The sequence below is a fragment of the Pseudomonas sp. IT-P171 genome, from assembly GCF_949767765.1.
GTDB classification, from domain to species: Bacteria; Pseudomonadota; Gammaproteobacteria; order Pseudomonadales; family Pseudomonadaceae; genus Aquipseudomonas; species Aquipseudomonas fluorescens_B.
In genome coordinates this window covers 31,483-57,541 of sequence record NZ_CATKQN010000057.1, presented here as the reverse complement: position 1 = coordinate 57,541, position 26,059 = coordinate 31,483, and the positions used below count along the sequence as shown (strand labels likewise).

Genomic DNA, 26,059 nt, shown 5'->3' with positions numbered 1-26,059 from the left:
AGTCGCCGACCGTAACTTCGTTCCACAGCCTTTGGAACCCGAAATAGCTATGTCATCGCGTAAATTTGGACTCAACCTGGTCGTGGTGCTCGCCATCGCAGCCTTGTTTACCGGCTTCTGGGCGCTGATCAACCGCCCGGTCACCGCCCCCAACTGGCCCGAACAAATCTCCGGGTTCTCCTACTCGCCGTTCCAGCAAGGCCAGTACCCGCAGAAAGAGCAGTATCCGACCGATGATCAAATGCGTCGGGACCTGGAGATCATGAGCAAGCTGACGGACAACATCCGTACTTACTCGGTCGATGGCACCCTGGGCGACATTCCCAAGCTGGCTGAAGAATTCGGCCTGCGGGTCACTCTCGGCATCTGGATCAGCCCGGACCTGGAACGCAACGAGCGCGAGATCACCCGAGCCATCGAAATCGCCAACTCCTCACGCAGCGTGGTTCGCGTGGTGGTAGGCAACGAGGCGATCTTCCGTAAGGAAATTACCGCTGCGGAACTGAGCGTGATCCTTGATCGCGTCCGTGCCGCCGTGAAGGTCCCGGTCACCACGTCCGAGCAATGGCACGTCTGGGAAGAACACCCGGAACTGGCCAAGCACGTCGACCTGATTGCCGCGCACGTTCTGCCTTACTGGGAATACGTGCCGGTGGACAAGGCCGGCCAATTCGTCCTCGACCGCGCCCGCGACCTGAAAAAGATGTTCCCGAAAAAACCGCTGTTGCTTTCGGAGGTTGGCTGGCCGAGCAACGGTCGCATGCGTGGCGGCACCGATGCGAGCCCGGCGGATCAGGCGATCTACCTGCGCACGCTGGTGAACAAGCTCAACCGCCAAGGCTTCAACTACTTCGTGATCGAAGCGTTTGACCAGCCGTGGAAAGCCAGTGACGAAGGTTCGGTGGGCGCGTACTGGGGCGTGTTCAACGCCGCGCGTCAGCAGAAATTCAACTTCGAAGGCCCGGTGGTCGCGATTCCGCAATGGCGCGTGCTGGCCATCGGCTCGGCGGTACTGGCCTTGCTGTCCCTGACCTTGCTGATGATCGACGGCTCGGCCCTGCGTCAACGTGGCCGTACCTTCCTGACCTTTATCGCGTTCCTGTGCGGTTCGGTATTGGTGTGGATCGGTTATGACTACAGCCAGCAATACAGCACCTGGTTCAGCCTGACGGTCGGATTCCTGCTCGCACTCGGCGCGCTCGGGGTCTTTATCGTATTGCTGACCGAGGCCCACGAACTGGCCGAAGCGGTCTGGACCCACAAGCGGCGGCGTGAATTCCTGCCCGTTGTAGGCGATTCGGACTACAGGCCGAAAGTGTCGATTCACGTCCCTTGCTACAACGAGCCGCCGGAGATGGTCAAACAGACCCTCAATGCCCTGGCCAACCTTGATTATCCGGACTTCGAAGTCCTGATCATCGACAACAACACCAAGGACCCGGCGGTCTGGGAACCGGTGCGCGATTACTGCGCAACCCTCGGCCCGCGCTTCAAGTTCTTCCACGTCGCACCGCTGGCCGGTTTCAAGGGCGGCGCGCTGAACTACCTGATTCCGCACACCGCCAAGGATGCGGAAGTGATTGCGGTGATCGACTCCGATTACTGCGTCGACCCGAACTGGCTCAAGCACATGGTGCCGCACTTCGCCGATCCGAAAATCGCTGTGGTGCAGTCGCCGCAGGATTACCGCGACCAGAACGAAAGCACCTTCAAGAAGCTCTGCTATGCGGAATACAAAGGCTTCTTCCACATCGGCATGGTCACCCGTAACGACCGCGACGCGATCATCCAGCACGGCACCATGACCATGACCCGTCGCTCGGTGCTCGAGGAGCTCGGCTGGGCCGACTGGTGCATCTGTGAAGATGCCGAACTGGGTCTGCGCGTGTTCGAGAAAGGTTTGTCGGCGGCGTATTACCACACCAGCTACGGCAAAGGGCTGATGCCCGATACCTTTATCGACTTCAAGAAACAGCGTTTCCGCTGGGCCTACGGTGCGATTCAGATCATCAAACGTCACACCGCGAGTTTGCTGCGCGGCAAGGGCACCGAACTGACCCGTGGCCAGCGTTACCACTTCCTCGCGGGCTGGTTGCCGTGGGTGGCCGATGGCATGAACATCTTCTTCACCGTCGGCGCACTGTTGTGGTCGGCGGCGATGATCATCGTTCCGCAGCGCGTCGATCCACCATTGCTGATTTTCGCGATCCCGCCATTGGCGCTGTTCGTGTTCAAGGTCGGCAAGATCATCTTCCTTTACCGTCGCGCCGTTGGCGTGAACCTGAAGGATGCGTTCTGCGCGGCACTGGCAGGCCTGGCGTTGTCGCACACCATCGCCAAAGCGGTGCTGTACGGCTTCTTCACCAGCAGCATTCCGTTCTTCCGTACGCCGAAAAACGCCGACAACCACGGCTTCTGGGTGGCGATTTCGGAGGCCCGTGAAGAGGTGTTCATCATGTTGCTGTTGTGGGGCGCGGCGCTGGGGATCTTCCTCGTGAACGGGCTGCCGAGCAACGACATGCGCTTCTGGGTGATCATGTTGCTGGTGCAGTCGCTGCCGTACCTGGCGGCGCTGATCATGGCGTTCCTGTCCTCGCTGCCGAAACCGGCGGTCGAGGCCGAAACGGCACCGGCAGTCTAAATCTTTGCAGATGCACTAAACGGCGGCCAATGGCCGCCGTTTTGCTTTAAGATAACCGCCATTTTGCAGGGCTTGGCGTGATATCCATCCCTGTGGGAGCGAGCCCGCTCGCGATGGCAATGTAACAATCACCGTTTATGTTGACTGCCACACCGCCATCGCCAGCAGGCTCGCTCCCACATTCAGTCCGCGCCCACATTCATGATCTCCGGAGTTTTCCATGACGGCCCACGCCGACCTTTCGCCGACCCTTCAACTCGCCATCGACCTGATCCGCCGTCCGTCCGTGACGCCGCTCGACGCCGATTGCCAGAAGCAGATGATGCAGCGCCTGGGCGATGCCGGTTTCACCCTGGAACCGATGCGCATCGAAGATGTGGATAACTTCTGGGCCACCCACGGCAAACACGACGGCCCGGTGCTGTGTTTCGCCGGTCACACCGACGTGGTCCCGACCGGCCCGGTAACGGCCTGGCAGATCGACCCGTTCAACGCGCTGATCGACGAACACGGCATGCTCTGCGGCCGTGGCGCGGCGGACATGAAAGGCAGCCTCGCGTCCATGACCGTGGCCGCCGAGCGCTTCGTCGCCGACTACCCGGATCACAAGGGCAAGGTCGCGTTCCTGATCACCAGCGACGAAGAAGGCCCGGCGCATCACGGCACCAAGGCGGTCGTCGAGCGCCTCGCCGCTCGCAAGGAGCGTCTGGACTGGTGCATCGTCGGTGAACCGTCGAGCACCACGCTGGTGGGTGACGTGGTCAAGAACGGCCGTCGCGGTTCCCTTGGCGCCAAACTGACCGTGCGCGGTGTGCAGGGTCACGTCGCTTATCCACACCTGGCCAAGAACCCGATCCACCTCGCCGCCCCGGCGCTGGCCGAACTGGCCGCGGAACACTGGGACCACGGCAACGATTTCTTCCCGCCGACCAGTTTCCAGATTTCCAACGTGAATTCCGGCACGGGCGCGACCAACGTGATCCCGGGTGATCTGGTGGCGGTGTTCAACTTCCGCTTCTCCACCGAATCCACCGTCGAAGGTCTGCAAAAGCGCGTCGCCGACATCCTCGACAAGCATGGCCTGGACTGGCACATCGACTGGGCGCTGTCCGGCCTGCCGTTCCTCACCGAACCAGGCGCGTTGCTGGATGCCGTGGCATCAAGCATCAAGGACGTCACCGGTCGCGACACCAAGGCGTCCACCAGCGGTGGCACCTCCGACGGCCGCTTCATCGCGACCATGGGTACACAAGTGGTTGAACTGGGCCCGGTCAACGCGACAATCCACCAGGTCAACGAGCGTGTGCTGGCCGCTGATCTCGACGTGCTGACCGAAATCTACTACCAGACCCTGATCAAGTTGCTCGCCTGATGCTCGCCTGCCCGATCTGCAACGAACCGTTGAACGCGGTGGACAATGGTGTGGCCTGCCCCGCCGGGCATCGTTTCGACCGTGCGCGCCAGGGTTATCTGAACCTGTTGCCGGTGCAGCACAAAAACAGCCGCGACCCTGGGGATAACCTGGCGATGGTTGAAGCCCGACGCGACTTCCTGAACGCCGGCCACTACGCGCCGGTGGCCAAGCGCCTCGCTGAACTGGCGGCTGAATACGCGCCGCAGCGCTGGCTCGACATCGGTTGTGGGGAGGGTTACTACACCGCACAAATCGCCGAGGCCTTGCCCAACGCTGACGGTTACGCGCTGGACATTTCCCGGGAAGCGGTCAAACGCGCCTGCAAACGCAACCCGCAGCTGACCTGGTTGATCGCCAGCATGGCGCGGGTGCCGCTGGCCTCTGGCAGCTGTCAGTTTCTCGCCAGCGTCTTCAGCCCGCTGGACTGGGAAGAAGCCAAGCGCTTGCTCAGTCCCGGCGGCGGCTTGATGAAAGTCGGGCCGACCAGCGGCCATCTGATGGAATTGCGCGAACGGCTGTACGATGAAGTGCGTGAGTACACCGACGACAAGCACCTGGCGCTGGTCCCGCAAGGCATGGCTTTGCAGCACAGCGAAACCCTGGAATTCAAACTGACGCTTTCAAGTGGTCAGGATCGCGCCAACCTGTTGGCCATGACACCCCACGGCTGGCGCGCCAGCGCCGAACGCCGGGCGGCGGTCATCGAACAGGCCGAGCCGTTCGAGGTCACCGTGTCGATGCGTTACGATTACTTCGTACTTCAATAATTTTTTGGTCTTGAGCAACGGCTTGAGGCCGGCTAAATCCGCGAATGGATTTTTCAGACCCGCAGTGAGGACATCCATGCGCCAACCCGATATCGAGATTTACCTGAAAGACGCCGACGTCGACTACAAGGCCGTTGCCACCTGGCTCGGTGAAGCGTTGGGCCCGTGTACCGACTGGGTTCAGAAAGGCCAGACCTACAAGTGCAAGGCCGGCAACGTGCCGGTGACCTGGTTGCCGAAAGCCGTAGGAAAATGGAACAGCCTTTACCTGGAAAGCGACCAGACGCCGTGGGAAGACGACATCGCCTGTGCCCGCGCCGCGTTTGCTGCGCTGAACGTAGAAGTACGTTGTGCGCCGGGCAGCTGGGTCGAGGAAGAAGGTGAAGAGACAGCGGATCGCTGGATGCGCATCAGCGCCGACGGTGAAGAAGAGATCACCTGGAAAACGGCTTAAAAAGCAAAAAGATCGCAGCCTTCGGCAGCTCCTACAGGGTGTTCATCCTTCAATGCAGGAGCTGCCGAAGGTTGCGATCTTTTGATCTTAAGGCTTAAAGCCCCACCACATCCTCAGCCTGCAACCCCTTCTCGCCGGTCACTACCGCGTACTCGACCTGCTGACCTTCCGTCAGCGAGCGGTGGCCTTCACCGCGAATCGCACGGTAGTGCACGAACACATCCACCCCGTCCGCGCGCTGAATAAAACCGTAGCCCTTGGCGTCGTTGAACCACTTCACATTGCCGGTTTCACGTGTTGCCATTTGTTCATACCCCTTTTTTATTATTGATCGGGCTTTTCGCAGGAAAGCCTCGGGAACAGTGCTTGCGCGGACCAGGTGCCACTATCTAGCCAGTGCGGGCTCGCCGAGTATATGACAGCTGCCAAAACTCTCAACTCAACTTTACTTAGGCGCTTTTTTGCCGATTTTCGGTGAATCCGGCACACTATCGGCCGCCCGAGCAAACGCTCGGTTTTATTCACTCATGCAGATGCCGTATGACCCGTTCCCCGTTCCGCCGTCTTGTGTTTGGCACCCTGCGCCGATTGCTCTATCTCTGGGTTCGCTCCGAGACGATCAACCAGTCGTCGTTCACCCTCAACCTCGACCGCAGTCGTCCGGTGTTCTACGTCCTGCAAAACCCTTCGCTGACCGACCTCGCCGTGGTCGACACCGAATGCAGCAAGGCCGGCCTGCCTCGCCCGGTGTTACCGGTGTCTGTCGGCAATCTGCTGGAACCCGCCGCGTTCTTTTACCTGACACCGGACCCCGACTGGCTCGGTCGCCAGGACAAGCGCGGTGCGCCGCCGACCCTGACCCGCCTGGTCAGCGCCCTGAGCCAGAATGCCGCCGAAGACGCGCAGATCATCCCGGTCAGCGTGTTCTGGGGGCAATCGCCGGACAGCGAATCGAGTCCGTGGAAACTGTTGTTCGCCGACAGTTGGGCCGTTACCGGACGTCTGCGCCGCTTGCTGAGCATCATCGTGCTCGGACGCAAGACCCGCGTGCAGTTCTCCGCGCCGATCCACCTGCGCGAACTGATCGATCACAACAAAGGTCACGAGCGTACCGTACGCATGGCCCAGCGGATTCTGCGGGTGCACTTCCGCAACCTCAAAGCCGCCGTCATCGGCCCGGACATTTCCCACCGGCGCAATCTGGTCAAGGGCCTGCTGAATCAGCCGCTGGTCAAGCAAGCGATTCTCGACGAAGCCGAGCGGGAAAACATCTCCCCGGAGAAAGCCAAGGCCCAGGCCCTGCGCTACGGCAACGAGATCGCCTCGGACTACACCTACACCGCGATCCGATTTCTGGAAGTGGTGCTGAGCTGGTTCTGGAACAAGATCTACGACGGGATCAAGGTCAACCACATCGAAGGCGTGCAGAAGGTCGCCCAAGGTCACGAAGTGATCTACGTGCCGTGCCACCGCAGCCATATCGACTACTTGCTGCTGTCCTACTTGCTGTTCCGCAACGGCCTGACCCCGCCGCACATCGCCGCCGGGATCAACCTCAACATGCCGGTGATCGGCAGCCTGTTGCGTCGTGGCGGTGCGTTCTTCATGCGTCGCACGTTCAAGGGCAACCCGCTGTACACCTCGGTGTTCAACGAATACCTGCACACCCTGTTCACCAAAGGCTTTCCGGTCGAGTACTTCGTCGAGGGCGGCCGTTCGCGCACCGGGCGCATGCTGCAACCGAAAACCGGGATGCTCGCGATCACCCTGCGCAGCTTCCTGCGCTCGTCGCGCATGCCGATCGTCTTCATCCCCGTGTACATCGGCTACGAACGCGTGCTGGAAGGCCGGACCTACCTCGGCGAACTGCGCGGTGCGAGTAAAAAGAAAGAATCGATCTTCGACATCTTCAAAGTCATTGGCGCGCTCAAACAGCGCTTCGGCCAGGTGGCGGTGAACTTCGGCGAGCCGATCAAACTGGCAGAATTCCTCGACAGCGAGCAGCCAGACTGGCGCCAACAGGAACTCGGCCCGCAGTTCAAACCGGCGTGGCTCAACGAAACCACCAACCGCCTCGGCGAAAAAGTCGCGCAGCACCTGAACGAAGCGGCAGCGATCAACCCGGTCAATCTCGTGGCGTTGGCATTGCTGTCCACCAGCCGTCTGGCACTGGATGATCGGGCCATGGCACGGGTGCTGGATCTGTATCTGGCGCTGTTGCGCAAGGTGCCGTACTCGCCGCACACCACGCTGCCGGAGGGTGACGGGCGCGCACTGATCGAGCATGTGAAAGACATGGATCTGCTGTCCGAACAAAGTGATGCACTGGGCAGGATTCTGTACCTGGACGAGCAGAATGCCGTCCTGATGACCTATTACCGCAACAACGTGCTGCACATTTTCGCGTTGCCGGCGCTGCTGGCGAGCTTCTTCCAGAGCGCTTCGCGCATGAGCCGTGAGCAGATCCTGCGCTACACCCGCGCACTGTATCCGTACCTGCAATCGGAGCTGTTCATTCGCTGGTCGCTGGACGAACTGGATGCCGTGATCGATCAATGGCTGGAAGCGTTCGTCGAGCAGGGCCTGCTGCGTTTTGAAAATGACGTTTACCTGCGCCCGGCGCCGAGTTCGCGGCATTTCGTGTTGCTGACCTTGCTGTCGAAGAGCATCGCCCAGACGCTGCAACGCTTCTACATGACCGTTTCCCTGCTGCTCAACAGTGGCCAGAACAGCATCAGCGCCGAAGAACTGGAGGACCTGTGCACGGTGATGGCCCAGCGCCTGTCAATCCTGCACGGGCTGAATGCCCCGGAGTTCTTCGACAAGAGCCTGTTCCGCCACTTCATCCAGACCCTGCTTGACCTGGACGTGCTCAAGCGTGACGAAGCCGGCAAGTTGAGCTACCACGAACTGCTCGGCGAACTGGCCGAAGGCGCGGCCAAACGGGTGTTGCCGGCAGAAATTCGTTTGTCGATTCGTCAGGTGGCATTGCATCGTAGTGAAGATGCCGCGGATCTGGTCACCACCCAGCCCGAGACTTGACGAAAAAATCTGTGGGAGCGGGCTTGCTCCCACATCAGATTGGAAATATCAGATGAAAAAACTCTCTCTATTGGCCATCGCCGCTTTGCTCGGAGCCTGTCATTCGATGCAGCCCGCCGCCAAAACCAGCCTCGATGGCGAAGTCTTCTACCTGCAACGCATCGCCCTGCCGCCGACCGCCATCCTGAGCGTCAGCTTGCAGGACGTGTCTCTGGCCGACGCCCCCGCCGTGGTGCTCGACGAACAGATAGGCCCCGTCAAAGGTCAGGTGCCACTGCCATTCCATCTGAGTTACGATCCGGCTCAGGTCAAACCCGGCCATCGATATTCCGTCAGCGCGCGCATCGAAGTGGATGGCAAACTGGTGTTCATCACCACCGAACACCATGCCGTGCAACTGGATGGCAGCGATCCGCAGCCACTGAAAATCCGCGTCGACGCTGTCCGCTAAATGTCTTTTTGCTCAATTTTTCCGAACAAGGAAGCCGCCATGTTCCGCCCTACCCTTCGCTTCGCCGGCCTCTGCGCAGGCTTGATGATTTCCGCCAGCGCCATGGCGCTATCGCTCAGTGACCTGTCGCAAAAAGACGCCACCGGCGGCCTCAAGGACGCCCTGACCCAAGGCGCGCAACTGGCCGTCAAACAACTCGGTACACCGGGCGGGTTCAGCAACAACCCCGACGTGAAAATCGAACTGCCAGGCAAACTGGGCAAGGTCGCCAGCAAGATGAAGCAGTTCGGCATGGGCGACCAGGTTGATCAACTGGAAACCAGCATGAACAAAGCGGCAGAAACCGCCGTGACCCAGGCCCAGCCGATCCTCGTGGACGCCGTGAAGAAAATGTCCGTTGAAGACGCCAAGGGCATCCTCAGCGGCGGCAACGATTCGGCCACCCAATACCTGAACAAAACCAGCCGCGAACAAATCCGCGCCAAGTTCCTGCCGATCGTCAAGCAAGCCACCGACCAGGTCGGCCTGGCCAAGCAGTACAACTCGTTCGCCGGCCAAGCCGCGACCATGGGCGTGATCGATACAAAAAATGCCAACATTGAAAGCTACGTCACCGAACAGGCACTGAACGGCTTGTTCGAAATGATCGGCAAACAGGAAGAAACCATTCGCCAGAATCCTGCAGCGGCAGCAACCAGTCTGGCGAAGAAGGTGTTTGGCACCCTCTAAGCCTCAACCCCGATCCTGTGGGACCTAGCCTGCTCGCGAAAGCGGTGTGTCAGTCGAATTTGATATCTACGACACACCGCCATCGCGACCAAGCCCGACGCCTACACAAGCAGATACCCCCCACCCCCCACCAAACCACGAGGTCGAGCGTTAGCTCGCCTTGCGCTCTTGATCTTGATCTACCCGCCCCTTCGGGAGGCTGAGTGGAGGTGTTCATCCGGGGAGTGGCGCGCAGCGCCGTTCGACGCAGTCGAACTCATCGCATGTAGGTGCCAGCGAAGCCAACCGGAGGGCGATGCCCCCGGATGAATGCCGGAGCGAAGGAACGCCGAGCCTTAGCGAGGGGCCGGACGCTCGGGGCGAGACCTTTTGGTTCCTTTTGGGGCGTTTGCCAAAAGGGACTCGCCGTAAGGGCGAAACCGCCAGCAGCCGTTACCGCAAAAAAGGATATGTACCCAGCCAACAAAAGCCTGGTCGGCCCAAAGGCCGCCAAGACCTCAAACCGGTTCTTTCTTGATGCGGAACCAAGCCGCATACAGCGCCGGCAAAAACAGCAGCGTCAACGCCGTCGCCACAATCAGCCCCCCCATGATCGCCACCGCCATCGGCCCGAAGAACACGCTGCGTGACAGCGGGATCATTGCCAGCACCGCAGCGAGCGCGGTCAGGACGATCGGCCGGAAACGACGCACCGTGGCCTCGATGATCGCCTGCCAGGGTTTGAGCCCGGCGGCGATGTCCTGCTCGATCTGGTCCACCAGAATCACCGAGTTGCGCATGATCATCCCGGACAGCGCAATGGTGCCGAGCATGGCCACAAAACCAAACGGCTGGCGGAACACCATCAGGAACAGGGTCACGCCGATCAATCCCAATGGCGCTGTCAGAAACACCATCACCGTGCGTGAGAAACTGCGAAGTTGCAGCATCAGCAACGTCAGCACCACCACAATGAACAGCGGTACACCGGCCTTCACCGAGTTCTGCCCGCGGGCCGAGTCCTCCACAGTCCCGCCGACTTCCAGCAAATACCCATCAGGCAGCTCAGCACGGATCGGATCGAGCGTCGGCATGATCTGCTGCACCAGCGTCGCCGGTTGTTCCTTGCCGTAGATGTCGGCGCGAATCGTCACGTTCGGCAAGCGATTGCGGTGCCAGATGATGCCTTCTTCAAAGCCGTATTCCAGCGTCGCGATTTGCGACAGCGCCACGCTGCGACCGTTGTCGGTCGGCACCGCCAGGCTTGGCAGCAACGACAGTTCAGTGCGTTCATGCAACGTGCCGCGCAAAAGGATCTCGATCAACTCGTTGTCTTCGCGGTACTGGCTGACGCTGGAACCGGTCAGTGAACTTTGCAGGAACTTCGACAGGTTCGCCGTGCTAACGCCCAGCGCTCGGGCGCGGTCCTGATCGACGTTCAGATAAACCACTTTGCTCGGTTCTTCCCAATCCAGATGGACGTTGGCCACGTGGGGATTTTCGCGAACCTTGGCCGCCACTTTGCGGGCCAGGGCGCGGACGTCTTCGATGTGTTCACCGGTAACGCGGAACTGCACCGGATAGCCAACCGGCGGGCCGTTTTCCAGACGCGTCACCCGCGAGCGCAGGGCCGGGAATTGCTCGTTGAGGGTTTCGATCAGCCAGGTGCGCAGGGTTTCGCGATCCTCGATGGTCTTGGCCAGGACGACAAACTGGGCGAAGCTCGCCGCAGGAAGTTGCTGATCCAGCGGCAGGTAGAAGCGCGGCGAACCGGTGCCGACGTAGGCCACGTAGTTATCGATGCCGGCGTGATCCTTCAGTAAACCTTCAAGACGTTTAACCTGGTCGGCGGTGTTGCTCAACGAAGCACCTTCGGCGAGTTTCAGATCGACCATCAATTCCAGTCGCCCGGAGGCCGGGAAGAATTGCTGCGGCACAAAACGGAACAACACAATGGAGGCAATGAACAACAGCACCGTCAGCGCGATTACCGTCTTGCGCCAGCGCACGCACCACTCCACCAGACGTCGGACACGTTCATAAAAAGGCGTGGCGTAAGGATCCGGTTGCCCCGAGCCGTGTTTGGCGGCGTGAATCTTCGCCAGATCCGGCAGGAGCTTTTCCCCCAGATAGGGCACGAAAACCACGGCGGCAATCCATGACGCCAGAAGTGCGATGGTCACGACCTGGAAGATCGAGCGGGTGTACTCGCCAGTGCCCGATTGCGCAGTGGCAATCGGCAGAAAGCCTGCAGCGGTGATCAGCGTGCCGGTAAGCATCGGGAACGCGGTGCTGGTCCAGGCGTAACTCGCGGCTTTGATCCGGTCGAAGCCCTGCTCCATTTTGATCGCCATCATTTCGACGGCGATGATCGCATCGTCCACCAGCAAACCCAGCGCCAGCACCAGCGCACCGAGGGAAATCTTGTGCAGGCCGATGCCGAGGTAATACATGCAGGCGAAGGTCATCGCCAACACCAGCGGAATCGCCAGCGCCACCACCATGCCGGTGCGCACGCCGAGGGAGAAAAAGCTCACCAACAGAACGATGGCCAAGGCTTCCACCAGCACCTGTACAAATTCACCGACCCCGGTTTTCACCGCAGCGGGCTGATCGGAAACCTTGCGCAGTTGCATGCCGGCCGGAAGGTTTTTCTGGATTCGGGCGAACTCGATCTCCAGTGCCTTGCCCAGCACCAGAATGTCGCCACCGTCCTTCATCGCCACGGCCAGACCGATGGCGTCTTCGGCCATGAAGCGCATGCGTGGCGCCGGTGGATCGTTGAAACCACGGTGCACGTCCGCGACATCGGAGATACGGAACGTGCGATCACCGACGCGAATCGGGAAGTTCTTGATCTCTTCGACCGTCTGAAAATTCCCCGAAACCCGTAGCTGCAATCGCTCGCTGGTGGTTTCAAAGAAGCCAGCCGTGGACATCGCGTTCTGCTCTTCAAGCGCCTGCTGCACCGCTGCCAACGGCAAGCCGAGGGTGGCGAGTTTGACGTTGGAAAGCTCGATCCAGATCTTCTCGTCCTGCAACCCGAGCAGGTCGACCTTGCCCACGTCCTTGACCCGTTGCAGCTGAATCTGGATGCGGTCGGCGTAGTCCTTGAGCACCGCGTAATCAAAACCGTCGCCGGTCAGCGCATAGATATTGCCGAACGTAGTACCGAATTCATCGTTGAAAAAAGGCCCCTGAATACCCGGCGGCAGGGTATGACGAATGTCACTGATCTTCTTGCGCACCTGATACCAGAGGTCCGGGATTTGCACCGAGTGCATGGAGTCGCGAGCGACAAACGTCACCTGGGATTCGCCGGGGCGAGAGAACGACACGATGCGCTCGTACTCGCCGGTTTCCATCAGCTTCTTTTCAATGCGTTCGCTGACCTGGCGGGACACTTCCTCGGCGGTGGCCCCCGGCCAGTTGGTGCGGATCACCATCGCCTTGAAGGTGAACGGAGGGTCTTCGCTCTGGCCGAGCTTGGTGTAGGAAAGTGCGCCGACGACCGCCAGCAACAGCATCAGGAACAGTACGATCTGGCGATTACGCAGCGCCCATTCGGAAAGATTGAAACCCATCGGGGATTACTCCTTGTCCGCCAGATTGACCACGCGGTTGGAGCGATCCACCGGGCGCACTTGCTGCCCGTCATGAAGCACATGGACACCGGCGGCCACCACCCAGTCGCTGGCGTTCAGGCCTTCGAGCACCGGCACGGTTTTCTCGCCGAATGCACCGACCCGGACCGGGGCTTTTTTCAGGGTGTTGTTGGCGCCAAGGACCCACACGTAGGTGGCGCCGTTTTCCGCGGTGAGGGCCGACAGTGGCACCGACAGCGACACCACATCGGCGGTCTGGATGAACACCCGGGCGCTCTGGCCGAGTTCGGCCGGGACTTTGCCGGCAGTGAATGCAATGCGGGCGGCGAAGGTGCGGGACTTTGGATCAGCGGCGGGCGACAGCTCACGGATACGTCCGGCGAATCGTTGATCGGGTTGGGTCCAGAGTTCCACCGACACCGGCTGCCCGACCTTGAAACGACCGAAGCTCTGCTCCGGCAGGCTGATCAACACTTCGCGCTCGCCATCGGTGGCGAGGGTGAACACGGTTTGACCGGCGGCGACGACTTGCCCGACTTCCACCGCGCGCTTGGCCACGACGCCATCCTGAGGCGCGCGCAGCACCGCATAGCTGGCCTGATTGGTAGACACGTTGAATTCGGCCTTGATCTGCTTCAGGCGCGCTTCACCGGATCTGTAGAGATTTTCAGAATTGTCGTACTGGGAACGGCTGACCATCTGACGGTCCATCAGGGTCTTGTAGCGATCACGCTCGGCGCGTACGAGATTGAGATTGGCTTCGGCAGCCGCGACCTGAGCGCGGGTCGCTTCCAGTTGCAGACGCACATCCTGGGGGTCGAGCTCCGCCAAGGGCTGGTCAGCCTTGACCCGCTGCCCTTCTTCGACCAGTCGTCGGCTGACTTTGCCGCCGATGCGAAAGGCCAGGTCCGGCTCGTAGCGGGCACGGACTTCACCGGGATAGCTTTCCATCGCCTGGGCCGAGGGCTCTGGCTGCACGACCATGGCCGGCCGAACAGTGACTTGCGGCGCCTCTTCGTGACCACACGCAGACAATAAAAACGCCAGACTGATTGGCAACGCGAGGGGCAAGGCATAGCGGAACATGGCGAAGGACCTTTCGCTAATGGTGCTTGGAATAATTATACTTGCCAGTATGTTATTAATAGCAAACTCACCAGTCCAGTATTAAAAACGAATATGCCGAACAATCTTTCAACACCCAATGGCCCGGGCCGCCCCAAGGATCTGGCCAAGCGCCAGGCGATCCTCGATGCGGCGAAAATCCTGTTTCTGAGCAATGGTTATGCGAGCACCAGCATGGACGCCGTCGCGGCCGAGGCTGGCGTGTCGAAACTGACCGTCTACAGCCATTTCAACGACAAGGAGACGCTGTTCTCCGCCGCCGTGGTCGCCAAGTGCGAAGAGCAACTGCCTACGCTGTTTTTCGAATTGCCCGACGGCGTCTCAGTGGAAACGGTGCTGTTGAACATCGCGCGCGGTTTTCATCACCTGATCAATAGCGATGAATCGGTGAACCTGCACCGGTTGATGATGACGCTGGGCAGCCAGGACCCGAAGCTCTCGCAAATTTTCTTCGAGGCCGGACCGGAGCGCATGCTGCATGGCATGGAGCGCTTGCTGAGCAAGGTGGATCAGAGCGGTGCGTTGAGCATCGACAAGCCTCGCAATGCGGCGGAGCATTTCTTTTGCCTGCTCAAGGGCGCGGGGAATTTTCGCTTGTTGTATGGCTGTGGTGAGCCGCTGACCGGTGATGCGGCCGAGGACCATGTGCGGGAAGTGGTGGGGTTGTTTATGCGGGCTTATCGGCCAGAGGCAGTCTGATAGATCTTGTGTCTGAACCGACGCTATCGCGGGCTTGCCCGCGATTGGAACGCTTCGGACTTAAGGCTTGAGCGCCTTCTTCGGATAAATGTCATACCGACTGGATTTCCCGTCCAGCGCATGACTCGGCTTCGGCCCCGCAATGCACGGCGCCTTGCGCGGGCGCTTCACCACCACCCGATGGCTGGCCAATGCCAACGCCGCCTCCAATAACGCGGGCGCGTCCGGGTCATCCCCCACCAACGGCCGGAACAGGCGCATTTCCTTCTTCACCAGCGCCGTTTTCTCACGATGGGGAAACATCGGGTCGAGGTAGATCACCTGCGGTGGTTCGCCTTCCCAGTTGCGCATGACCTCGATCGAGTTGCCCTTGAGCAAACGCATGCGCGCCACAATCGACGCCACGTCGAAATCTTCCGCGCCCCGCGCCAAACCATCCTCAAGCAACGCACCGATCAACGGCTGGCGTTCGATCAGGCTCATCTCGCAGCCCAGGCTCGCCAGCACGAACGCATCCTTGCCCAGCCCCGCCGTGGCGTCCAGCACCCGCGGGCGCACGCCCTGCGCGATGCCAACAGCCTTGGCGATCATCTGACCGGTGCCACCGCCGAACAACCGGCGATGAGCCGCGCCACCCTCAACGAAGTCCACCCGCACCGGCCCCGGCGCGTCCGGCCCCAGTTGCTGCAACTGCAAACCCTGCTCGCCCACCTGCAAGGCAAACTCGCCATCAGTCACTTGCAAAGGCAGGCCCAGGCGTTCGGCCCATTGCTCGGCCTGTGGCTGAAAAGCCGTGCCCAGGGCCTCGACATGGATGCGGCAAGCCGCCGGTTGCTCAATCATGGGAAAACACGCTCAAAAAATTAATGATCGGCAAAAACGGCCGATAACAAAACTAACGAGCATTTTGCCAGAGCTGAGCGTCGACCGAGAGAAATGTCAGACATTCAACGCACATCGATAGGTTACATCTCGCCCCACGGCGATTTTGGCCTGCGAAATTCCCAGGCACTGAGCGGCGTCAGTCACCTGTGGCAAGATTTTTTTGCCCAGGCCCTGGCCGATCAGTCGGGCGATGTCGTGCCGGCTTCTCTCGATTTTCCAGCGGTCGATCTCGAGAGCCCGGTCGAACCTACGATCGGCAGCGAGCTGCTGGCACACATCGTTTCCCAGCGTGAATGCGATGTGAAGGAAACCCAGGTCAAGCCACCCGAGCCGCTGTTCCTGCCGATTGCCGAGTTCGAAATGGAGCTGGCCGACAAACCGTTCCCGCCGTTCCCGCCGGAAGAAATCTTCGCTCAGCAGAATCAGCAGGACTTCGAAAGCGGCTGGGTTCGCCCGATCGTGCTGACCCACGGCCAACCGCTGCCGGTCCCAGGCGCTGCACCACAACCGCGTCCACTGCACCTGCCGATCGCCGAGTTCGAAATGGACCTGCTGGACAAACCCTTCCCGCCGTTCCCGCCCGAAGAGCTCGCGGAACAACAGAAAAACTTCGATTTCGACATCGGCTGGGCGCGCCCGATCGTTCTGCAGAACCTGCGCATCGCTGCCTGACCGTCAATAACAAGCCCTCAGCGACATACCCACCACGGCCCGACATCCACGTGAAAATGATTGCGATGGGCGGCGTTATAGTCCGGGCTCAACACCACACTGAACACGTCGCAGGCACCGTCGCGGACCTGACGTAAAAACCGTGCGTCCTGATTATCCTTCGGCCAATCCTTGAGCACGCTGATGGAACGCCCGTTGGCCAGGCGAAAACCGGCGATATCCAGCGCATTCGCCGTGGCATGCTGGCTGAGTCTGCCATTCTCACGGCCGTAGACGTTACGGCAGGCAAAGCTCCCAAGATGGTCGACGCGGGTGACTGCTTGCCCATAGACCGCCTGCGCCGCAGGTTGCAGCGCGTGATGCTCGAACAGGGCAAACGACACTGCAAGGCGGCAACTGGCGAGGAAGCTGCTGCTCAATGCGACGTCGCCGCCCTGCACGCGCAAGGCGTCGTTCAACGGACACTTTGCGTCAGGACTGTCGGCTTGAGGGGCGACGCGCAATCCGGAACTGCTCAGGGCTTGCTCGCACAATTGCGGATCATCGCGCAGCCGCATCAGTTTGTAGCGGGTCAACAGGTTAGGTTCGGCCTTCACGTCCAGCGGCGCCCAAGGGTTCCACTGCGGCGGCAGCGAGATCCAGCCGCGCCAGACGCTCACGCCCGCCAAACCGAGCATCAGCACCAACACCAGCAGCACCCGCAAAAACCGCATTGTCAGCCTTTGAACAATTGATTGGCCTGCGCGTACGGCATCGACCGCGACGTAAAGCTGAACGTTCCCGAAGTCTTGATCTCTTGGGCAGCCCGGTAGAACTCGCCAAGCGCTGCCAACGCCAGTGCCGAACCGACACTGATGCGTTTGACGCCCATCTCGCTCAACTGCTCGACAGTCAATTTCAGCCCGCCAGACATCAACACATTCACCGGTTTGGGCGCCACGGCGCGGACCACCGCCAATACGTCTTCAGCGCTGCGCAGACCCGGCGCATACAGCACGTCGGCGCCTGCTTCGGCGAAGGCCTGCAAGCGGCGAATGGTGTCGTCCAGATCGGGATTGCCATGCAGGAAGTTCTCGGCCCGTGCCGTCAACGTGAACGGGAACGGCAAACTGCGAGCGGCGGCGACAGCGGCTTCGATCCGTGCCACAGCATGCTCGAAGCAGTAGATCGGCGCCGCTTCCCGACCCGTGGCATCTTCGATCGAACCACCCACGGCGCCCGCTGCGGCGGCTCGCAAAATACTTTGCGCACACTCGTCCGGATCGTCGGCAAAACCGTTTTCCAGATCGACCGCCACCGGCAGATCGGTCGCCGCGACAATCGCCCGAACATTCGCCAGGGTATCGTCCAGCGTTAGTCCGCCATCGGGACGGCCTTGGGAAAAGGCATAACCGGCACTGGTGGTCGCCAGCGCCTCGAAGCCCAGGCTGGCGAGCATTTTCGCCGAGCCGGCGTCCCACGGGTTGGGAATGACAAAAGCCCCGTCGCGTTCATGCAGCGCTTTGAACGCCTGGGCTCGAAGGGTTTGCGCATCCATTGGCAGGCTCCTGAAAAGGGCGGGGAAAACGCCTCAGAGCAGGCCAAGTTGCTCGGCGGCGGGCTCTCTGTATAGCTCAGGCAGCGGCGGCAATCCAGGCAAACGCAGCATCAGTTGTGCGTGAAAACGTTGCGCCAGCTTCGCGGCCAGCAGGTTGTCGGCGGTGTGCAGGAAAATATAAGGCGTGCGGCCCTCTTCGATCCACAGGGCGATTTTCTCGACCCAGGGCACCAGGAACGGATCGTTGGCTTCCAGTTGCGGATGGCCGATGAACCGCACTTGCGGGAACCGGGTGAACGCCGCCGGACGGGGCGGAACCCTGGGTTTCTTCGATTGAGCGTGAAGGACGGAAGGATCGGTCGAGATACAGCTGAACAGCGCACGCGGATCGAGGCAGATACGTTCGACGCCACGATCGAGCAGCAGACGATTGAGCGAGCGCTCGGCATCACCCTTGGCGAAGAAATCGTCGTGACGCACTTCGATGGCCAGAGGCCGGTCCACGGCGTCGATAAAACCCGCCAGCTCGTGCAGTCGTTGGGGTGTGAAGCTTTTCGACAGCTGCAACCACAATGGCGAGACTCGTTCGCCCAAGGGGCTGAGCAGTTGCAGGAAAGTTTCCGTGGCGGTCAGCTGTTCGCGCAGGTCACCGCCGTGGCTGATGTCGCCGGGAAATTTGGCGGTGAAGCGAAAGTGTTCGGGCATGGTCTCGGCCCAGCGCTGCACGGTGCTGGCAGCCGGGCTCGCGTAGAAGGTCGTGTTGCCTTCCACGGCATTGAATACTTGAGAATACAGATGAAGAAAATCGGAGGGTTTCGCGTCTTGCGGATAGAGGTAATCGCGCCAGGCGTTTTCACTCCAGGACGGGCAGCCGAGGTAGTAAGGCAGTCGCATCAGATGTACAGGTCGAGACCCATCACATCCGAATCCCAATCGACAAAACCGGCGGTGCTGAGGTAGCTGGCCAGCGCCATCGCGACGGTTTTGCTCATGGCGCGGTGGTAAATCATGTCTTGTTGACGCGCGGGAAGATTGCTCAGGCGCTGCGCGGAGGCTTTGGCGGCGCGGGCGGCCAGTTGCTCTTCGGAAGGGAGTTCCAGCTCGCCCTCGATATCGACGGATTCGTCCTCAACCACATGCCCTTTGCGAGGCTTGCGCTTGATGGGGTAGGACTGAGAGGAAAGGCCGTCTATACGCATAAAGTCATGCTCGGTATCGATGATGGCAGTCTAGTGGCACATGACCCACTTCGCAAACCGCCGAGTGATAACTAGAACACAGAAAAGCGAAAAGGTTTAAAAGGCGGGGTTAGAAAACGACGATTGGCAGGCATTGGGATATTCATTGTGGCGAGGGAGCTTGCTCCCGCTGGGTTGCGAAGCGACCCCAAATACGCAGGTACACCGCGTTCCGGTTTACGACTGCTTCGCAGCCGAACGGGAGCAAGCTCCCTCGCCACAGGAACACCGGGAATCAACGGGCTTTCGGCGTCGCAACCTTGTCACGCAGGTAAACCGGCTGCGCCTCATCTGCCACGATCGCTTCACCCCGTGCCCAGGCAAATCGCGCCAGGGTCAGCAGGTCTTCGGCGTGAGGCAACATGCCTGCGTCCTGCCCCTTCAGGCTGACGGCAATGCGCTCGGCATACCCCCAACCGGTGCCCGCGCCAAACCACTCACCGCTGGCATCGGCCGGCAATGCCGCCACTTCCGGCGGCAACACGGCTTCGTTGCCGACCAGTCGCATTTCCCCCGCCGTTTCGCGGTAGCAACCCCAATACACTTCATCCATCCGCGCATCGATGGCCGCCGCGACCTGGCTCACACCGTGTTCGCGATACGCCCGTTGCGCCAGCACTGCCAGGTTCGACACCGGCAACACCGGACGATCCAGCGCGAACGCCAGGCCTTGCACCACGCCAATGGCAATCCGCACGCCGGTGAACGCGCCCGGCCCACGGCCGAAGGCAATCGCATCAACCGCTTGCAGGGTGGTCCCGGCATCGGCGAGCAATTGCTGGATCATCGGTAGAAGCTTCTGCGCATGCAGGCGCGGGATCACCTCGTAATGGCTCGTCACTTTGCCGTCATGCAGCAAGGCAACGGAGCAAGCTTCAGTCGCGGTGTCCAGGGCCAGCAAGGTGCTCATCGATGTTTCCGTAAGAGAGGTCAGAAAAAAGTGCGCCAGTATAAACAACTACGGCCCGCAAGCGGGCCGTAGAAGATAAAGCGTTTTTTCAGCGCAGTGCTTCAAGCACCTTGCCGGTGATCGCTTCAACCGAGCCGACACCTTCGATGTGACTGTACTTCGGTTTGCCCTGAGCAGCAGACAACTGCTGGTAGAACTTCACCAGTGGCTCGGTTTGAGCGTGGTAAACCGAGAGACGGTGACGCACGGTTTCTTCGGTATCGTCCTTGCGTTGCACAAGCTCTTCACCGGTGATGTCGTCTTTACCGGCGGTTTTCGGCGGGTTGTAGACGATGTGGTACACGCGACCGCTGGCCTCGTGAACGCGACGACCGGCGATACGCTGGACGATGTCTTCGTCCTTGACGTCGATTTCCACAACGTGGTCCAGCTCGACGCCGGCCTTCACCAGGGCTTCAGCCTGAGGAATGGTGCGCGGGAAACCGTCGAACAGGAAACCGTTGGCGCAATCCGCCTGGCTGATGCGTTCCTTGACCAGATTGATGATCAGGTCATCGGAAACCAGGCCACCGCTGTCCATCACGCTCTTGGCGATCAGGCCCAGCTCGGTGCCGGCCTTGACCGCGGCACGCAGCATGTCGCCGGTGGAGATTTGCGGGATGCCGAACTTTTCGGTGATGAACTTAGCCTGAGTACCTTTACCGGCCCCGGGAGCTCCCAGCAGAATGACGCGCATCGATGTGCTCCTCAATTTTTTATATAGATAACAACGGATTCGCCTCGTGGGGCCAATCTCAAAAACAGGGTCGTGACCGCCCAAACGGCCAAAGGCTGATCAAGATACACAGCAGGCCCGGACCACACAAGCCGCCGAAAGTCGGAGAAACCCGCGCCTCGCGTGCCCCTGCGACGGAGTACTCCAAGTCGCAACCCCATCATTAACTGTCGCCTGGCAGCACTTTCCAGCCCTGCACAAACCGGCACTCAACGCCCGCGCCGAGTGCCCGAACCCACGACAAAAACCTTAGCCGGTATTTCGCAAACCGGCGGCAATCCCCGCCACAGACACCAGCAACGCCTGTTCTACCGGGCTGCCCTGTGCCACTTCCTGCTGTCGCGAACGCGCCAGCAACTCGGCCTGCAATAGATGAAGGGGGTCGAGGTAGGTGTTGCGCAGGCGGATGAATTCGAGGGTGTCTGGGCTATGTGCCAGTAGCTGCGACTGACCGGTCAACCCCAGGACAACCGCACAGGCCTGCGACAATAGGTCGCGTAAATGCGCACCCAAAGGCAGCAGATCCGGCTCGACCAACCGCTCATCGTAGGAGCGGGCGATGTCGGCGTCGGCCTTGGCGAGGACCATTTCCAGCATGTCGATACGCGTACGGAAGAACGGCCATTGCTCTCGCATCTGCCCCAGCAACGCCCCTTCGCCACGCTCCAGCGCCTTGCTCAGCGCCGCTTCCCAGCCAAGCCAGGCCGGCAGCATCAGACGTGTCTGGGTCCAACCGAAGATCCACGGAATCGCCCGCAGGCTTTCGATCCCGCCGGCGCGACGCTTGGCCGGGCGGCTGCCCAGCGGCAGGCGTCCCAATTCCTGCTCGGGGGTGGACTGGCGGAAATACTCGACGAATTGCGGATTTTCCCGCACCACGGCGCGGTAAGCGCTGACACCGTCTGCCGCCAATTCATCCATCAAGTGGCGCCAGGCAGGCTCCGGTGGCGGCGGCGGAAGCAAAGTCGCCTCCAGCACGGCCGCGAGGTACAGATTGAGGTTTTGCTCGGCGATGTCCGGCAGGCCGAATTTGAAACGAATCATTTCCCCTTGCTCGGTGGTGCGGAAACGCCCCGCCACCGACCCCGGCGGTTGCGACAGAATCGCCGCGTGTGCCGGGCCGCCGCCACGGCCTACGGTGCCACCGCGACCGTGGAACAACAGCAACTCGACTTGCTGCTCGCGGCAAATATCGACCAGTCGTTCCTGCGCCCGGTACTGCGCCCAGGCCGCCGCCGTGGTGCCGGCGTCCTTGGCCGAGTCGGAGTAGCCGATCATCACTTCCTGAGGCCCTTGCAGGCGCGTGCGATAACCCGGCAGCAGCAACAGTTTTTCGATCACCGGACCGGCGTTGTCCAGGTCGGCGAGGGTTTCGAACAGAGGCACCACGCGCATCGGTCGCAATACGCCAGACTCTTTGAGCAGCAACTGCACGGCGAGCACATCGGAAGCGGCGCCGGCCATGGAGATCACGTACGAACCGAGCGAAGCCTCCGGCGCGGCAGCGATTTCCCGGCATGTCGCCAGCACTTCAGCGGTGTCGGCGGAGGGTTTGAAGTACGCCGGCAACAGCGGCCGACGGTTGTTCAGCTCGCGCATCAGGAAGGCAATGCGTTCCTCTTCGTTCCAGTCTTCGTAGCGACCGAGGCCGAGGTAATCGGTGATTTCAGTCATCGCCGCCGAGTGCCGCGACGAGTCCTGCCGCACATCGAGACGCACCAGAAACAGGCCAAACGTCACTGCCCGGCGCAGGCAGTCAAGCAACGGCCCATCGGCGATCACGCCCATGCCGCACTCATGCAGCGACTGGTAGCAGAGCTCCAGCGGATCGAGCAGGTCGCGATTGTTTTGCAACACATCGGCGGGCGCCGGCGTCGCCGTCGTCAAGGCGGCATGCGCCCAGTTACGGGTAGCGCGCAGGCGTTCACGCAACTGTTTAAGGACGGCGCGATACGGTTCGGCACTGTCGCCGGCCTTGGCTTTGAGCGCCTCGCTGGCCTGTTGCATCGACAGTTCGGCGGCCAGGTGATCGATATCGCGCACGTACAAATCAGCAGCCATCCAGCGCGCCAGCAGCAAGACTTCGCGCGTCACGGCAGCGGTCACGTTGGGGTTGCCGTCGCGATCGCCGCCCATCCACGAAGCAAAGCGAATCGGCGCGGCCTCCAGCGGCAAATGCAGGCCAGTGGCGTCATGCAGGGCTTTATCGGCCTTGCGCAAATAGTTCGGGATTGCCTGCCACAGCGAATGCTCTATCACCGCGAAACCCCACTTGGCCTCGTCCACAGGCGTTGGGCGGGTGCGGCGGATTTCTTCGGTGTGCCAGGCTTCGGCGATCAGGCGCTGGAGCTTTGCCTGGATCTGTTCGCGCTCGGCGGTGGTCAGGTCGCGATGGTCCTGTGCCGCGAGTTGCGCGGCGATGGCGTCGTATTTCTGGATCAGCGTACGGCGCGCCACTTCGGTCGGGTGGGCGGTCAGGACCAGCTCGATTTGCAGTCGTCCCAATTGCCGCGCCAGGGATTCGGCACCATGGCCTTCGGCAAGCAGGCGCGCGAGCAATTCGGGCAGCACACGCGCTTCGAACGGCGCGGGCTGCGATTCCTCGCGGCGATGAATCAACTGATACTGCTCGGCGATATTGGCGAGGTTGAGAAACTGGTTGAACGCCCGCGCCACCGGCAACAACTCGTCTTCGCTCAACTGGTTGAGGCTGGCGCTCAGCTCGGCATCCATCGAACCGCGACGGTCCGCCTTGGCGCCCTTGCGGATCTGCTCGATCTTGTCGAGAAAACCGTCCCCGTACTGCTCACGAATGGTATTGCCCAACAGCTCACCCAACAGGTGAACGTCCTCGCGCAAGCGTGCATCAATATCGGTCATCAGCCGTTCTCCAGCGAAAAATCCGGTGTGCTTCGTGCGTTAAAGAGTGCCGCCGTAAAGCACTTCTTACAAGCACACGACGAAGGGACTTTAAACCTTGGGCGCGCAAGCTAGTCTGAAGAGTAAGCCGTACAACGGCTTTCGCCGGCCATGGCCGGACACTCACCCTGCCTGCCACGAGCTGGCGCGCCATGAGGTTTTTATGAAAATCCGCGAGCTTGCCCATCATTGGGAAGAAAACGCCAAGGGTCGCCTGACCGACACCGGCTACTCGATTCATCTGGATGTGGAGGCCGCCGCACGGCTGGCGGCAATCATCGAGATGTACCCCAAACGGCATCCCGAAGAACTGCTCGGCGAACTGATCGGCGCTGCGCTGGAAGAGCTGGAAAAGAGCTTTCCATACGTGAAGGGCTCGACCATCGTGGCCACCGATGAAGAAGGCGATCCACTGTACGAAGACATCGGCCCAACCCCGCGTTTTCTCGCGTTGTCCCGTCGTCATTTGCATGATTTGTCTTCCGGCGAAGACAAGCAGAAGCACTGAATTCACCTCGGTAACTTGTGGGAGCGAGCCTGCTCGCGATAACGGTCTGACATTCAACATTTCTATTGACTGACACTCCGCTATCGCGAGCAGACTCGCTCCCACAGGGGTCGCAGTCCCCTTCAACAATTGCATGTTCCCGCACCTCGAAACAGCCGGGAATACCGCTGCACATCGCCAAAGTTCCCGATTTAGAGCCTTGTCCGTTCGGTCAAAGTTTTTTCCGGCGATAGGCCATCTTCTCTGAACTTTTAAAAATTGCCTCGGGTCGTAACCAGTAACCACGCCTGGGACGGCCGTTTCAAAAGGCTTCGAAATTTGATGGTTGCGGCTCCTTGCCCAGGATGGATTTTTAGTTGTTCAGGAGTTTTTCCAATGGAGTTGAAGACCATGAAAATCAGCACTGCCACGTCCTCGTTCACCCACCTGCGCGGTCTGAAAATGGCTGCCCTGGCGATCGGGACCAGCTTCGTTCTGGCCGGTTGCGCCGGTAACCCGCCGACCGAGCAATACGCCGTGACCCAATCGGCCGTGAACAGCGCCGTCAGCGCGGGCGGTACCGAGTTCGCCGCGGTTGAAATGAAGTCCGCCCAGGACAAGCTCAAACAAGCCGAAATCGCCATGCACGACAAAAAGTATGACGAAGCCCGCATGCTCGCCGAACAGGCCGAGTGGGACGCTCGTGTTGCCGAACGCAAAGCCCAGGCGATGAAAGCCGAACAAGCGGTGAAGGACTCTCAGAAAGGGGTTCAGGAACTGCGTCAGGAAAGCCAGCGCACCGTGCAATAAGCGCCGCTACGACGTACTTCTTTCTCGACTTAAAAGGACGAAACCATGAATCGCAAACAATTGATGATCCCTGCCCTGCTGGCCGCAAGCGTTGCACTGGCTGCCTGCTCGACGCCGCCTAACGCGAACCTTGAACAGGCCCGCACCAACTACAGCGGCCTGCAAGCCAACCCGCAGGCGAGCAAAGTCGCCGCGCTGGAAACCAAGGACGCCAGCGATTACCTGGACAAGGCCGACAAGGCTTATCTGGACAAGCAGGACGAGCATACGGTCGATCAACTGGCCTACCTGACCAATCAGCGGGTTGAAGTGGCGAAGCAGACCATCGCCCTGCGCACCGCTGAAGCCAATCTGAAAAACGCTGCTGCGCAACGTGCCCAGGCGCGTCTCGATGCTCGCGATCAGCAGATCAAACAGCTGCAGGACAGCCTGAACGCCAAGCAGACCGATCGCGGGACGCTGGTCACCTTTGGTGATGTGCTGTTTGCCACTGACCGCGCCGATCTGAAATCCAGCGGCCTGGTGAATATCAACAAACTGGCGCAGTTCCTTCAGGAAAACCCGGACCGCAAGGCGATTGTCGAAGGCTACACCGACAGCACCGGCACGGCTTCGCATAACCAGTCGCTGTCCGAGCGTCGCGCCGGTTCCGTGCGCATGGCGCTGGTGAAGATGGGCGTAGATCCTGCGCGCATTGTTGCCCAGGGTTACGGCATGGAATACCCGGTTGCTGAAAACAGCAGCGTCTCGGGTCGTGCGATGAACCGTCGTGTTGAAGTGACCATTTCCAATGACAACCAGCCGGTGATCCCGCGTTCGGCAGTCAGCTCGAACTAGGCTGAACCCGCTGAAACGCAAAAGCCCCGCCTGATCTGATCAGGCGGGGCTTTTTTACGACTGTCATTTATGACAGTTGTCGA

General features: G+C 60.6%; 23 protein-coding genes. 12 read left to right on the top strand and 11 right to left on the bottom strand.

From position 1 onward, the window contains the following. The first annotated feature begins 49 nt into the window (after positions 1-49). From ACM6I5_RS24520 to ACM6I5_RS24505, 4 genes are all read left to right on the top strand, one after another. Positions 50-2,641, top strand: coding sequence for a glycosyltransferase (locus tag ACM6I5_RS24520; protein WP_414884865.1), 2,592 nt, complete (start codon positions 50-52; stop codon positions 2,639-2,641). A gap of 220 nt (positions 2,642-2,861) precedes the next feature. Beyond that, positions 2,862-4,013 (top strand): succinyl-diaminopimelate desuccinylase, encoded by a 1,152-nt coding sequence (dapE, locus tag ACM6I5_RS24515; RefSeq protein WP_414884864.1) that lies wholly within the window; start codon positions 2,862-2,864, stop codon positions 4,011-4,013. Continuing rightward, positions 4,013-4,822, top strand: a complete 810-nt coding sequence (locus ACM6I5_RS24510; protein ID WP_414879495.1) for a putative RNA methyltransferase — start codon at positions 4,013-4,015, stop codon at positions 4,820-4,822. Before dapE ends, ACM6I5_RS24510 begins: the two co-directional genes overlap by 1 nt. 76 nt (positions 4,823-4,898) lie before the next feature. Next, on the top strand, positions 4,899-5,276 hold the full coding sequence (locus ACM6I5_RS24505; RefSeq protein ID WP_017336687.1) for a hypothetical protein: 378 nt from the start codon (positions 4,899-4,901) through the stop codon (positions 5,274-5,276). Positions 5,277-5,370: 94 nt separating this feature from the next. On the opposite strand, the gene ACM6I5_RS24500 is transcribed toward ACM6I5_RS24505, so the two are convergent. Beyond that, positions 5,371-5,580 carry a cold-shock protein gene (locus tag ACM6I5_RS24500; RefSeq protein WP_017336686.1) on the bottom strand — a complete coding sequence of 70 codons (210 nt, stop codon included), beginning with the start codon at positions 5,578-5,580 and terminating at the stop codon, positions 5,371-5,373. Between the two features lie 236 nt (positions 5,581-5,816). On the opposite strand from ACM6I5_RS24500, the gene plsB reads away from it, so the two are divergent. The 3 genes from plsB to ACM6I5_RS24485 are packed head-to-tail and all read left to right on the top strand — an operon-like array spanning position 5,817 to position 9,498. Further along, positions 5,817-8,318 (top strand): glycerol-3-phosphate 1-O-acyltransferase PlsB, encoded by a 2,502-nt coding sequence (gene plsB, locus ACM6I5_RS24495; protein WP_414884863.1) that lies wholly within the window; start codon positions 5,817-5,819, stop codon positions 8,316-8,318. 52 nt (positions 8,319-8,370) lie between these two features. Continuing rightward, entirely contained in the window at positions 8,371-8,769 is a 399-nt protein-coding gene (locus ACM6I5_RS24490; RefSeq protein WP_414879493.1) for a YbaY family lipoprotein, read from the top strand. A gap of 39 nt (positions 8,770-8,808) precedes the next feature. After that, the gene (locus ACM6I5_RS24485; RefSeq protein ID WP_017336683.1) at positions 8,809-9,498 is read left to right on the top strand and encodes a DUF4197 domain-containing protein; all 690 of its coding nucleotides are present in this window, start codon (positions 8,809-8,811) and stop codon (positions 9,496-9,498) included. 497 nt (positions 9,499-9,995) lie between these two features. Here ACM6I5_RS24485 and ACM6I5_RS24480 read toward each other — a convergent pair whose 3' ends face one another. Next, positions 9,996-13,061, bottom strand: a complete 3,066-nt coding sequence (locus ACM6I5_RS24480; RefSeq protein WP_414884862.1) for an efflux RND transporter permease subunit — start codon at positions 13,059-13,061, stop codon at positions 9,996-9,998. 6 nt (positions 13,062-13,067) lie between these two features. Beyond that, a complete protein-coding gene (locus ACM6I5_RS24475) occupies positions 13,068-14,168 on the bottom strand; it encodes an efflux RND transporter periplasmic adaptor subunit (RefSeq protein ID WP_017336681.1) in 1,101 nt (366 codons plus the stop codon). Between the two features lie 93 nt (positions 14,169-14,261). Here ACM6I5_RS24475 and ACM6I5_RS24470 point away from each other — a divergent pair, with 93 nt between their 5' ends. Next, entirely contained in the window at positions 14,262-14,906 is a 645-nt protein-coding gene (locus tag ACM6I5_RS24470; RefSeq protein ID WP_017336680.1) for a TetR/AcrR family transcriptional regulator, read from the top strand. Positions 14,907-14,966: 60 nt separating this feature from the next. On the opposite strand, the gene ACM6I5_RS24465 is transcribed toward ACM6I5_RS24470, so the two are convergent. Then, on the bottom strand, positions 14,967-15,749 hold the full coding sequence (locus tag ACM6I5_RS24465) for a class I SAM-dependent methyltransferase (RefSeq protein ID WP_017336679.1): 783 nt from the start codon (positions 15,747-15,749) through the stop codon (positions 14,967-14,969). 93 nt (positions 15,750-15,842) lie between these two features. Between ACM6I5_RS24465 and ACM6I5_RS24460 the strand changes: the two genes are divergently transcribed. Further along, a complete protein-coding gene (locus ACM6I5_RS24460; protein WP_414884861.1) occupies positions 15,843-16,463 on the top strand; it encodes an energy transducer TonB in 621 nt (206 codons plus the stop codon). A 17-nt stretch (positions 16,464-16,480) separates the two neighbouring features. Here ACM6I5_RS24460 and ACM6I5_RS24455 read toward each other — a convergent pair whose 3' ends face one another. The 7 genes from ACM6I5_RS24455 to ppc all read right to left on the bottom strand — a co-directional run bounded on the left by ACM6I5_RS24455 (position 16,481) and on the right by ppc (position 23,803). Then, positions 16,481-17,176: an extensin family protein gene (locus ACM6I5_RS24455; RefSeq protein ID WP_414884860.1), complete on the bottom strand. Its 696-nt coding sequence runs from the start codon at positions 17,174-17,176 to the stop codon at positions 16,481-16,483. Positions 17,177-17,178: 2 nt separating this feature from the next. After that, positions 17,179-18,000, bottom strand: a complete 822-nt coding sequence (locus ACM6I5_RS24450; RefSeq protein WP_414884859.1) for an isocitrate lyase/PEP mutase family protein — start codon at positions 17,998-18,000, stop codon at positions 17,179-17,181. Between the two features lie 33 nt (positions 18,001-18,033). Next, entirely contained in the window at positions 18,034-18,894 is an 861-nt protein-coding gene (locus ACM6I5_RS24445; RefSeq protein WP_017336675.1) for a DUF72 domain-containing protein, read from the bottom strand. Further along, the gene (locus ACM6I5_RS24440; RefSeq protein ID WP_017336674.1) at positions 18,894-19,199 is read right to left on the bottom strand and encodes a hypothetical protein; all 306 of its coding nucleotides are present in this window, start codon (positions 19,197-19,199) and stop codon (positions 18,894-18,896) included. The genes ACM6I5_RS24445 and ACM6I5_RS24440 overlap by 1 nt, the downstream gene beginning before the upstream one ends. Before the next feature lie 274 nt (positions 19,200-19,473). After that, positions 19,474-20,148 (bottom strand): tRNA (adenosine(37)-N6)-threonylcarbamoyltransferase complex dimerization subunit type 1 TsaB, encoded by a 675-nt coding sequence (gene tsaB / locus ACM6I5_RS24435; protein ID WP_414884858.1) that lies wholly within the window; start codon positions 20,146-20,148, stop codon positions 19,474-19,476. An 88-nt stretch (positions 20,149-20,236) separates the two neighbouring features. Then, complete coding sequence (adk, locus tag ACM6I5_RS24430) at positions 20,237-20,884, bottom strand: adenylate kinase (protein ID WP_017336672.1); 648 nt, start codon at positions 20,882-20,884, stop codon at positions 20,237-20,239. A gap of 288 nt (positions 20,885-21,172) precedes the next feature. After that, positions 21,173-23,803, bottom strand: a complete 2,631-nt coding sequence (ppc, locus tag ACM6I5_RS24425; RefSeq protein ID WP_414884857.1) for a phosphoenolpyruvate carboxylase — start codon at positions 23,801-23,803, stop codon at positions 21,173-21,175. Between the two features lie 202 nt (positions 23,804-24,005). Here ppc and ACM6I5_RS24420 point away from each other — a divergent pair, with 202 nt between their 5' ends. From ACM6I5_RS24420 to ACM6I5_RS24410, 3 genes are all read left to right on the top strand, one after another. After that, positions 24,006-24,350: a hypothetical protein gene (locus tag ACM6I5_RS24420; RefSeq protein WP_008024664.1), complete on the top strand. Its 345-nt coding sequence runs from the start codon at positions 24,006-24,008 to the stop codon at positions 24,348-24,350. A 375-nt stretch (positions 24,351-24,725) separates the two neighbouring features. Then, complete coding sequence (locus ACM6I5_RS24415; protein WP_017336670.1) at positions 24,726-25,139, top strand: DUF4398 domain-containing protein; 414 nt, start codon at positions 24,726-24,728, stop codon at positions 25,137-25,139. A gap of 45 nt (positions 25,140-25,184) precedes the next feature. Next, entirely contained in the window at positions 25,185-25,976 is a 792-nt protein-coding gene (locus ACM6I5_RS24410) for an OmpA family protein (RefSeq protein ID WP_414884856.1), read from the top strand. Positions 25,977-26,059: the final 83 nt, after the last annotated feature.